At 66.1% G+C, this 10,412-nt stretch carries 8 protein-coding genes; 5 read left to right on the forward strand and 3 right to left on the reverse strand.

Going from position 1 to position 10,412, the window contains the following annotated elements:
• Nucleotides 1-25: 25 nt before the first annotated feature.
• The 3 genes from Q8R73_RS10810 to Q8R73_RS10820 all read right to left on the reverse strand — a co-directional run bounded on the left by Q8R73_RS10810 (nt 26) and on the right by Q8R73_RS10820 (nt 4,118).
• Nucleotides 26-2,374 carry a bifunctional salicylyl-CoA 5-hydroxylase/oxidoreductase gene (locus Q8R73_RS10810; RefSeq protein ID WP_305719537.1) on the reverse strand — a complete coding sequence of 783 codons (2,349 nt, stop codon included), beginning with the start codon at nt 2,372-2,374 and terminating at the stop codon, nt 26-28.
• Nucleotides 2,375-2,386: 12 nt separating this feature from the next.
• Nucleotides 2,387-3,223 (reverse strand): enoyl-CoA hydratase family protein, encoded by an 837-nt coding sequence (locus Q8R73_RS10815; protein WP_305719538.1) that lies wholly within the window; start codon nt 3,221-3,223, stop codon nt 2,387-2,389.
• Nucleotides 3,224-3,356: 133 nt separating this feature from the next.
• Nucleotides 3,357-4,118, reverse strand: coding sequence for an SDR family NAD(P)-dependent oxidoreductase (locus tag Q8R73_RS10820; RefSeq protein ID WP_305719539.1), 762 nt, complete (start codon nt 4,116-4,118; stop codon nt 3,357-3,359).
• Between the two features lie 194 nt (nt 4,119-4,312).
• On the opposite strand from Q8R73_RS10820, the gene Q8R73_RS10825 reads away from it, so the two are divergent.
• The 5 genes from Q8R73_RS10825 to Q8R73_RS10845 are packed head-to-tail and all read left to right on the forward strand — an operon-like array spanning nt 4,313 to nt 10,040.
• Nucleotides 4,313-5,125: an alpha/beta fold hydrolase gene (locus tag Q8R73_RS10825; RefSeq protein ID WP_305719540.1), complete on the forward strand. Its 813-nt coding sequence runs from the start codon at nt 4,313-4,315 to the stop codon at nt 5,123-5,125.
• Nucleotides 5,122-6,411 carry an acyl-CoA dehydrogenase family protein gene (locus Q8R73_RS10830; protein WP_305719541.1) on the forward strand — a complete coding sequence of 430 codons (1,290 nt, stop codon included), beginning with the start codon at nt 5,122-5,124 and terminating at the stop codon, nt 6,409-6,411. Before Q8R73_RS10825 ends, Q8R73_RS10830 begins: the two co-directional genes overlap by 4 nt.
• Before the next feature lie 6 nt (nt 6,412-6,417).
• The gene (locus Q8R73_RS10835; protein ID WP_305719542.1) at nt 6,418-7,953 is read left to right on the forward strand and encodes a class I adenylate-forming enzyme family protein; all 1,536 of its coding nucleotides are present in this window, start codon (nt 6,418-6,420) and stop codon (nt 7,951-7,953) included.
• Nucleotides 7,950-9,038 (forward strand): NAD/NADP-dependent octopine/nopaline dehydrogenase family protein, encoded by a 1,089-nt coding sequence (locus Q8R73_RS10840; RefSeq protein WP_305719543.1) that lies wholly within the window; start codon nt 7,950-7,952, stop codon nt 9,036-9,038. Before Q8R73_RS10835 ends, Q8R73_RS10840 begins: the two co-directional genes overlap by 4 nt.
• Before the next feature lie 3 nt (nt 9,039-9,041).
• Complete coding sequence (locus Q8R73_RS10845) at nt 9,042-10,040, forward strand: 3-hydroxybutyryl-CoA dehydrogenase (RefSeq protein ID WP_305719544.1); 999 nt, start codon at nt 9,042-9,044, stop codon at nt 10,038-10,040.
• The last annotated feature ends 372 nt before the right edge of the window (nt 10,041-10,412 follow it).

Consider the following 10,412-nt stretch of genomic DNA (forward strand, 5'->3'; position numbering starts at 1 on the left):
AAGGCCCCAAACCTCGCATGCAGGGTCACTCTGCCGCAAGCGGCTTTGTCGCCTCCGCCTTCAGCTCGGCCCGTGTCTTCGGCTTGGCCTTGATCTTCAGATCGTCAAAATCCTGCCTCTCACGCACGCTGTTGCGGAAAATCTGCTCCTTGCCGGGGAGATATTGCGGCGGGCAAGCAACCTCGGCGCCATACCAGGCCGCCGCCTTCAGCGTAAACGAGGGGTCGACCAGATGCGGACGCCCCAGCGCCACCAGATCGGCGCGACCGGCGGCCAGGATGGTATTGATCTGGTCCGGCGTCGTGATGTTGCCGACGCACATGGTGGCGATCCGCGCCTCGTTGCGGACCTGTTCGGAGAACGGGGTCTGGAACATGCGGCCATAGACCGGCTGGGAGTCACGCACGGTCTGTCCGGTGGAGACGTCGATCAGGTCGACGCCGGCCTCGGCGAAGGCGCGCGCGATCTCAACGGCGTCGTCGCCGGTGATGCCGCCTTCCGCCCAGTCGGTGGCGGAGATGCGGACCGACATCGGCTTGTGCGCCGGCCACGCCTCCCGCAGCGCCTCGAACACCTCGAGCGGAAAGCGCAGGCGATTTTGCAGCGAGCCGCCATAGGCGTCGGTGCGCCGGTTGGTCAGCGGCGAAATGAAACTCGCCAGCAGGTAGCCGTGGGCGCAATGCAGTTCCAGCATGTCGAAGCCGCAGCGCTCGCCGCGCCCGGCAGCCTGGACGAACGCGGCCTTGACCGCATCCATCGCCGCACGGTCCATCTCGCGCGGCAACTGGCTGTCGGGAAAATACGGGAGCGGCGACGCCGAAACGATGTCCCAGCCGCCCTGCTCCAGCGGACGGTCCATGCCGTCCCACATCAGCTTGGTGGCGCCCTTGCGGCCGGCATGGCCGAGTTGCAGGGCGATCTTCGCGGCCGAGTTGGCATGAACGAAATCGACGATGCGCCGCCACGCGCTCTCCTGCTCGTCGTTCCACAATCCGGCGCAGCCGGGCGTAATGCGGGCGTCTCTGGAGACACAGGTCATTTCGGTGAATAGCAGCCCGGCGCCGCCGATCGCGCGCGAGCCGTAATGCACCAGATGGAAATCGCCGGGCACACCCTCCTTGGCGGAATACATGCACATCGGCGACACCACCGCGCGATTTGCCAGTTTCATTTCGCGCAGCCGCAGCGGCTGGAACATCGGCGCCACCGGCTTGTCGACACGGACGTCGAAACCCGTTGCGCGGACCTGCTTCGCGAAAGCCTTGTCGACCTCACCAACAAAATCTGGTGCGCGCAATGTGAGATTGTCATAGGTGATGGCCTTGGCGCGCGTCATGACGCCGAAGGCAAACTGGACCGGGTCAAAATCCCAGAATCGGTCGACATGCTCGAACCAGACCAGTGACACATCGGCGGCGTGCTGGGTTTTCTCGACCTCCTCGCGGCGCCCGTGTTCGTAATGGCTCAAGGCGGCTTCGACCGTGGGCGCGCGATGCATCGCCTCCGCCAGCGCGATGGCGTCTTCCATCGCGAGCTTGGTGCCGGAGCCGATCGAGAAATGCGCGGTCGCCTTGGCATCGCCGAGCAGTACCATGTTGTCCCTGACCCAGCGCTTGCTGCGGATCATCGGAAAATTTCGCCACATCGAGCGGTTGATCAGCAGCGGATGCCCTTCGAGGAACCAGCCGAAAATCTCGGCCATCCGGTCGGCGGATTGCTGCTCGCTCAGGCCCTCGAGCCCGGCGCTCTTGAACGTCGCGGGATCGGTCTCGAAGATCCAGGTCGAGCGTCCCGCCTCATACTGGTAGGCGTGGGCGATGAAGGGACCCCACTCGGTCTCCTGAAAGATGAACGTGAAGGCATCGAGCGGGCGGGTCGAGCCCATCCAGGCGAACTTGTTGGAGCGCAGATCCACCTCGGGCTGGAAATGCTCGACATATTTTTCCCGGAAGCGGCTGTTGATGCCGTCGGCCACCACCACCAGATCGGCATCGGCAAAGTGGGCTTCGTCGGTTATGTCGGCCTCGAACAGCAGGGTAACGCCGAGTTCACGCGCCCGCTCCTGCAGGATCAGCAGCAGCGTGCGGCGCGAGCAGCCGCAGAACCCGTTGCCGCCGACCCGGTGCACCGTGCCCCGGAAGTGCACCGCGATGTCGTCCCAATAGGCGAATTGCTCGGTGATGCGGCGATAGCTCGGGGCATCGTATTTTTCGAAGTTGTCGAGCGTCGCGTCGGAGAACACCACGCCGAAGCCGAAGGTGTCGTCGGCGCGATTGCGCTCGTAGACCGTGATCTCGGCTTCCGGCCGCTGCTTTTTCAGCAGGATCGCCGCATAGAGACCGGCCGGTCCGCCACCGATGATCGCGATTTTCATGAGAGCCTCCGCTCAATTCCCCTGGAATACCGGCTTGGCCTTGTTGGAAAACGCCTCGAATGCGCGGGCAAAGTCCGCCGTCGTCATGCACAGCGCCTGCGCCACCGCCTCGGCTTCGATCGCCTCCTCCACCGACATCGCCCATTCCATCGCCAGCATGCGCTTGGTCATGGTGTTGGCGAAAGTCGGTCCCTCCGTGATCTGCCTGGCCAGAAGCTGCGCCTGGGGCAATACCTCAGCCGGCGCGACGATGCGGCTGAAGAAACCCCAGCGCTCGCCCTCCTCAGCGGTCATGAAGCGGCCGGTATAGAGCAGCTCCGAAGCGCGCGATTGCCCGATGATGCGCGGCAGGATCGCGCAGGCGCCCATGTCGCAGCCGGCGAGGCCGACCTTGTTGAACAGGAACGCGACCTTGGCGCCGGTGGCGGCCAGGCGCAGGTCGGACGCCATCGCGACGATCGCGCCCGCGCCGGCGCAGATGCCCTCGACCGCCGCAACGACCGGCTGCGGACAGGCCCGCATCGCCTTGACCAGATCGCCGGTCATGCGGGTGAAGGCGGTGAGGCCCCTGGTATCCATCTTGACCAGCGGTCCGATGATCTCGAACACATCGCCGCCCGAGGAAAAATTGCCGCCGGCTCCCGATACCACGATGGTCTTGACGTCGTCGTCCATGGCGCAGGCCCGGAAGAAATCCGTCAGTTCGCGGTAGCTCTCGAAGGTCAGCGGATTCTTACGCTCGGGGCGGTTCAGCGTCACCGTGGCGACGCCGTCCGTCACTCCCAGCAGGAAATGCTTCGGCGAATAGGCGGACAGCGGCAGCGTGACGGGATTGGCGGGACGGTTCATCGGGTTTGCCTTTTGTTTGTTTTCGTCATTGCGAGGAGCTCTTGCGACGAAGCAATCCATCTTTTGTTAGTGCTTCGAGGAACAAGCTGGATTGCTTCGCTTCGCTCGCAATGACGGGATCAAGATCGGCGATTCAAATCTCGCCACCGGCTACCGCGATGGCCTGTCCTGTAACAGCGCTCGCACCCTCGCCGCACAGCCAGAGCACGCTATCGGCGACTTCCGCCGGAGTCACGAGCCGGCCCTGCGGATTGTGCTTCGAAAGTTCGGCGATCGCCTGCTCGCGGCTGCGGCCGGTCTTCTTCATGATGTTGTCGATGCTGCCGGCCACGAGGTCGGTATCGGTGAACCCCGGGCACACCGCATTGACGGTTACGCGCGTGCCGGCCAGTTCCAGCGCCAGCGAGCGCACCAACCCGACAACCGCATGTTTTGCGGCGCTGTAGGCGCTGACATAGGCATAGCCCTTGAGACCGGCGGTCGATGCCACCGCGACGATCCGTCCATAAGGCCGTTCCTTCATCGACGGCAGCGCCGCCTGGATGGTGTGAACCACACCCATGAAGTTGATATCCATCATGCGCCGGAACAGCGCCGCATCGGATTTGCCGAACGGCGCGGATTCGGCGCTGCCGGCGTTCGCGATCAGGATATCGATCGGCTGACGGGCCGCCGCTTCCGCAATGGCGGCGCTGACGGCGGCCTGGTCCGCCACGTCGGCCACAACAGCAAAATGCGCAGCCCCGGCGGCGACGGCTTCATCCAGGGTCGCGCGATTGCGGCCGAGCACGGTGACCGTTGCCCCCGCGCGCGCCAGCGCGGACGCGATCTCGCGGCCGATGCCGCGTCCGCCACCGGTGACGAGCGCATGCGGGGAATGCGGCAATCCAGACATCAGCGGCTTCCCCGGAGCGAGTTGTTCGACGCTGCTTTCCGATATATTTTAAACTTCAAGCTTTTGCAAGAAACCGCGGCGCGATAAGCTTGACAGGGCGGGCGCCGCAGGTAGCGTCGGTCCGCCGCATGCGCGCCTGCTGGCATCGGCAGGCCCCACATTACCGGAGGTCCGGCTTGCCCGATTCTGCGCCCATGAAAACCGGGGATGGCCGCTTCGGCTATGAAGCGACCGGGGATGCGGCTTTGCCGCCGCTCGTGTTCCTGCACGGGATCGGCGGCGCGGCGCGGGCCTGGCGCGGCCAGATCGAGGCCTTCAGCGATCGATATCGCGCCATCGCCTGGGATATGCCGGGCTATGGCGGCTCGGCATCGCTTGCCGCCGTCAGCATTGCCGCCCTTGCCGACGCCTTGCGGGATTTCCTGCGGCAGGTCGGCGCCACAAAACCCGTTCTGGTCGGACATTCGATCGGCGGCATGATCGTGCAGCAATTGCTGGCGGACAGCCCTGAAATCGCCGGCGCCGTGGTGCTGGCGCAGACCAGCCCCGCATTCGGCAAGCCGGACGGCGATTGGCAGAAATCCTTCATCGACGCGCGGCTCGGCCCGCTCGACCGCGGCGAAACCATGGTCTCGCTGGCCCCGACCCTGGTGAAGGAATTGGTCGGTGACGAACCCGACGCCGGCGGCATGGTGCTTGCGCGCGACTGCATGGCCGCCGTTCCCGAGGCGACCTATCGCGCCACCATGCTGGCGCTGCTGGGGTTTGATCAGCGCCATGCCCTCAAGAACATCGCGGTGCCGACGCTGGTGCTGTCGGGCTCGAAGGACAACAATGCGCCGGCGCCGATGATGGCGAAGATGGCGACCTACATTCCAGGGGCCACCTACGTCGAACTCGAAGGCGTCGGGCACCTCGCCAATCTGGAGCGGCCCGGCGGGTTCAACGCCGCGCTGGATCAATTCCTCAGGGCTCATGTGGCTGCAACCCGGGTGACGGCAAGATGACGGTACAAGTCGGCAAAAGCGCAACAGCGATCGACGGTATCGTGCTGGACGCACCGATCTTCGATCCCCGCGCGTTCCGCCTCAACGACGAACAGGCCGGAATCATCGCGCGCGCGCGCCAGCTTGGCCAGGCGGTTTTCGCGGGCCGCGCTGCGGCCTATGACCGCGAGGCGAAATTCCCGACCGAGAACTACCGCGACCTGCACCATGCCGGCCTGCTCGGCATCGCCATCCCGAAAAAGCATGGCGGGCTCGGCGCCGACTACCAGACCTATGCGCTGGCCGCCGCCGAAATCGGCCGCTACTGCGGCGCCACCGCGCTGACCTGGAACATGCATGTGTGTTCGACGCTGTGGTCCGGCCCGCTGGCCGACGACCTCGACATGGACGCCGCCACCCGCACCGAACACGAGCAACGGCGCGCCGTGCATTACAGGCGTATCGTCGACGACGGCGCGGTCTATTCGCAGCCGTTCTCGGAAGGCGGCGCGGCCGCGGCCGGCGGCGTCGCGTTCGGCACCGAAGCGAAGCCGGTCGAGGGCGGCTGGCTCGTGAACGGCAAGAAGATCTTTGCCTCGCTGGCGGGCCATGCCGATTATTACGGCGTGCTCTGCACCGAGATCGCCGAAGGCGAGAAGGCCTCCCGCCGCAACACGCTCTATCTGGCGCTGCCCGCCAGGGCCGACGGCATCTCGGTGGTCGGCGACTGGGATCCGCTGGGCATGCGCGGCACGGTATCGCGCACGCTGCTGTTCAAGGACGTGTTCGTGCCCGAGGATGCGGCGCTGATGCCGCGCGGCGTCTACTTCCAGGCGGCGATGCGCTGGCCGCATATGTTCCTGACGCTGTCGCCGACCTATATGGGCCTGGCCCAGGCCGCCTACGATTTCACCGTGCGCTATCTGCGCGGCGAGGTGCCGGGTACGCCGCCGGTGAAGCGGCGGATGTATCCGACCAAGCAGATCGCGGTGGCGCAGATGCAGATCAAGCTGGAGCAGATCAAGGCGATCTGGTTTCAGGCGGTCACCGAAGCCGGCCCCAATCCGGGCAAGGAACAGGTGTTGCGCGCTTACGCCGCGCAATATTCCGTCATGGAAGGCGCCAACGAGATCGCGACGCTGGCGATCCGCACCTGTGGCGGCCAGGCGATGCTGAAGTCGCTGCCGCTGGAGCGGATCTATCGGGACAGCCGCTGCGGTTCGCTGATGCTGCCATGGACCGCCGAACTCTGTCTCGACCGCATCGGCCGCGAAGCGCTCTACGAGACCGGCGAGACGGACGACTAGTTCGCGATGGACCTCTCCGATCTCATCGAACGGAACGCGGCGTTCACGCCGGACAAGCCCGCGACCATCTTTGAGGGTGAGGTCCTCAGCTATGCGGCACTCGCCGCCCGCATTGCGCAGACCGCGCGGGCGCTGAAGACCGAATTCGGCGTCAGCCGCGGCGACCGGGTCGCGATCCTCAGCCTGAACCGGCCAGACTATCTGGTGCTGCTCTATGCCTGCGCGCGGCTCGGCGCCATGCTGGTGCCGCTGAACTGGCGGCTCGCGGTGGCCGAACAATTGTTCATCCTGTCGGACGCCTCGATCAAGGTACTGGTGCTCGAACAGGCGTTTGCGGGTGTGCTGCCCGCACTGGAGCAGAACCTGCCCGAGGCCAGCGTCGTCGGGCTGGATTTTGCGCCGCCGGGGGGCCGCGGCTTCGACGCCCTGCTGGCGCAGGCCCGCGGCGACGGCCGTAACCCGCATACCGACCTCTCCTGCCCGCTGCTGATCGTCTACACCTCCGGCACGACCGGACGGCCGAAGGGCGCGGTGCTGCGGCAGGAGGCGTTGCTGTGGAACGCCGTCATGAGCCAGCACATGCACGGGCTCACTTCCGACGATCATGTGCTTACCGTGCTGCCGTTCTTCCATGTCGGCGGCCTCAACATCCAGACCACGCCGGCGCTGCAGGCAGGGGCCACCGTAACCATCCATGCGCGCTTCACGCCGGATTCGACCATCGCCGCTTTCGAGCGCGACCGTCCGACCCTGACGGTGCTGGTACCGGCGATCATCCAGGCGGTGACCGAGCATCCGGGCTGGGCCTCCACCGACCTGTCCTCGCTGAAGGCGATCTCGACCGGATCGACCATCGTGCCGCCGCATCTGATCGAGCGCTTCGTCGCGCGCGGGGTGCCGGTGCTGCAGGTCTATGGCTCCACCGAAACCTGCCCGATCGCGGTCTATACCAGGCTCGGGGGCGATCTCTCGCGTGTCGCCTCCACCGGCCTGCCCGGCTTGTGCTGCGAAGCCGCCATCATCGACGCGACCGGCGCCGAACTGCCGCCGGGCAAGCCGGGCGAAATCGCGGTGCGCGGCCCCAACGTGTTCTATGAATATTGGGGCAATCAGGCGGCCACGCGCGAGGCGCTGCACGACGGCTGGTACCGCACCGGCGACCTCGGGTTGCGCGATGCCGACGGCTATTTCTTCGTGCACGACCGCAAGAAAAACCTGATCATTTCCGGCGGCGAGAACGTCTATCCGGCCGAGGTCGAGCGCGTGCTGCTGGAGCATCCCGATGTCGTCGAATGCGGCGTGATCGGCCGGCCCGACGTCAAATGGGACGAGGTGCCGGTGGCCTTCGTGATCCGGCGGGCCGGCGGTTCGGTCGAAGCCGAGAGTTTGAAGGCGCATGTGCTGACTCAGCTCGCCCGCTTCAAGGTGCCGCGCGATATCGTGTTCGTCGACGACCTGCCGCGCACGGCCCTGGGCAAGGTGCAGCATTTCATGCTGCGCCAGCTCGACATTCCCCCCACTTCACCAGGAGGCTCGCTTTGAAGATCGCGGTACTCGGCGGCGGCAATGGCTCCTTCGCGGCCGCCGGCGATTTTGCGCTGCAGGGCCATGACGTCAGGCTGTGGCGGCGCGATGCGGAAGCGGTGGCGCAACACCGCGCTGCGGATTCGCGCATCCTCGTCAAGGACAGCAATGGCCGCCACGACGTCCAGCTGGCGCTGGTGACCACAGATATCGCCGAGGCTGTCGGGGGCGCAGAGTTGATCCTCTGTCCCGCCCCGGCCTTCGCGCAGCCAGATATCGCGCGATTGCTTGCACCGCATTTGACCGACGGCCAGGTCGTGTTCCTGCCCCCGGCCACCTTCGGCTCGATGATCTTCGCCAAAGCCGCGCACGAGGCTGGCAATTCCGCCGGCGTCAGCTTTGCCGAGACCGGGACGCTGCCATGGCTGACCCGCAAGCATGGCCCGTTCGAAGTCGCCATCACCATCCGCGCCAAGCGGCTGCCGGTCGGCGTATTCCCGCTGGTGACCGCGCCTCACGCGCTCGATGTGATCGGGCGGGCGTTTCCCGGCGTGATCGAGCCGTGCGGCGATGCGCTGTCGGGCGCGCTGATGAATGCCGGCCCGATCATCCATCCTCCGCTGATTGTGATGAATGCCGGTCCGATCGAACATTTCGAACGCTGGGACATCCACAAGGAAGGCACCCAGGCCGCGATCCGCCGGGTCACCGACGCGCTCGATGTCGAACGCATCGCCGTGCGCGAAGGCCTCGGCTATGGCGGCCCGCATTTTCCGCTGGCGCATCACTACGCCAGCGAGGGCGAGCAATGGATGTATGGCCGCGGCTCGCACGACCGCCTGACCGATTCCGGCGACTGGCGCGAGCGGATCGTGCTGACGGAGCACCGCTATATGCGCGAGGATCTGCGGCTCGGGCTGTCGTTGCTCGTCTCCGTGGCCGAACTGGTGGGGGTGGCGACGCCGCTGGCGTTCTCGTTTCTCGCCATCGGCGGCGCCATCTGCGGCGAGGATTTCCTGGAGGGCGGGCGCACGCTGACGACCCTCGGTCTCGACCACCTCGATCGCGGCGAGTTGCAGACGCTGCTGCACGATGGATTTTGAGCGATGACCGCTGCCCGCCCCATGATCGCCTGTCTCGGCGCCGGCCGCATGGGCCGCGGCATCGCGGTGGCATTTGCCTATGCCGGTCACGCCGTCGTCATGCTCGACGTCAAGGCCCGTTCGGCCGAGCAATTCTCGAAACTCGAAGCCGAGGCGCTCGGTGAGGTCGGCAAGACGCTGGCGAGCCTCGCGCGGTTCGGAATGCTCGACAGCACTGACGCCGAGGCGATCCTGGCGCGGGTCTCGGTGGCACCCGCGGACGACATGGCTGCCGCGCTGGCCGGCGCAGGCCTCGTGTTCGAAGGCGTGCCCGAAGTGGTCGACCTCAAGCGCGAGGTGCTGGCAGCGGCATCCAGATGCGTCGCGCCCGATGTCGTCATCGCCTCGACCACGTCCACGATCCTGGTCGACGATCTCTCCGGCGCCGTCGAGAATCCAGGGCGCTTTCTCAACGTGCACTGGCTCAACCCGGCCTATCTGATTCCGCTGGTCGAGATATCGCCGGGGGCAGCGACCGATCCCGATGTCGTCGCGCGCGTGAAGGCGCTGCTCGAGGGCATCGGCAAGGTGCCGGTGGTGTGTGCGGCCACGCCCGGCTTCATCGTGCCGCGGATCCAGGCGCTGGCCATGAACGAGGCGGCGCGGATGGTGGAGGAAGGCGTCGCCAGCGCCGAGGATATCGACAAGGCGATCCGCTACGGCTTCGGGTTTCGCTACGCCGTGCTCGGCCTGCTGGAATTCATCGACTGGGGCGGCGGCGACATTCTGTACTACGCCAGCCGCTATCTCGAGGGCGCGCTGCACAGCGACCGCTACCGCGCGCCCGAGGTGATCGCCAGCAACATGCGCGACGGCCGCATCGGCATGCGCACCGGCTCTGGCTTCCTCGATTATGCCGGCCTCGATATCGATGCCTACCGCGAAAAGCGGCTCGCCGAGATGGTGGAACTGCTCAGGCATTTTGGACTCTCGCGGCCGCCGGTGCTGGATCGGGATTCCTGACCTTCCCGCGAATGAGCTGGGCAGCGGAAAGGCGTTCGCCACAACCAACCCGGTCGTCGCCCGGCTTGACCTGGCGAACCAGTACGCCGCTGCTTCTCGGCTTTGTCGCTGGCGCCTTTGGAATACTGGGTCGCCCGGTGAAGCCGGGCGACGACGGCTGGGGGTGTGACGGACATGCGTTCAATTCCCGCGGCGCGATGCGCCCGAGGTTTTGCGTCAGTTCACGCCCGTCTCGAGAAGAGAGGGCGCGGGGAAAGCCGGGCGCCGATCGCACCCGCGGTCGTGCACAAGAAGCGCACGAGTAGACCACAGGGCAACCGGATCATCCGGCTTTCCCCGCGCAACGGTTTACGGCTTATACGTGCTCACCCT

Source organism: Bradyrhizobium sp. (assembly GCF_030697065.1).
Classification (GTDB): Bacteria; Pseudomonadota; Alphaproteobacteria; order Rhizobiales; family Xanthobacteraceae; genus Bradyrhizobium.

Coding starts and splice junctions, on each gene's coding strand:
- Q8R73_RS10810 (WP_305719537.1), bottom strand. CDS start 2,374: ATGAAAATCGCGATCATCGGTGGCGGACCGGCCGGTCTCTATGCGGCG.
- Q8R73_RS10815 (WP_305719538.1), bottom strand. CDS start 3,223: ATGAACCGTCCCGCCAATCCCGTCACGCTGCCGCTGTCCGCCTATTCG.
- Q8R73_RS10820 (WP_305719539.1), bottom strand. CDS start 4,118: ATGTCTGGATTGCCGCATTCCCCGCATGCGCTCGTCACCGGTGGCGGA.
- Q8R73_RS10825 (WP_305719540.1), top strand. CDS start 4,313: ATGAAAACCGGGGATGGCCGCTTCGGCTATGAAGCGACCGGGGATGCG.
- Q8R73_RS10830 (WP_305719541.1), top strand. CDS start 5,122: ATGACGGTACAAGTCGGCAAAAGCGCAACAGCGATCGACGGTATCGTG.
- Q8R73_RS10835 (WP_305719542.1), top strand. CDS start 6,418: ATGGACCTCTCCGATCTCATCGAACGGAACGCGGCGTTCACGCCGGAC.
- Q8R73_RS10845 (WP_305719544.1), top strand. CDS start 9,042: ATGACCGCTGCCCGCCCCATGATCGCCTGTCTCGGCGCCGGCCGCATG.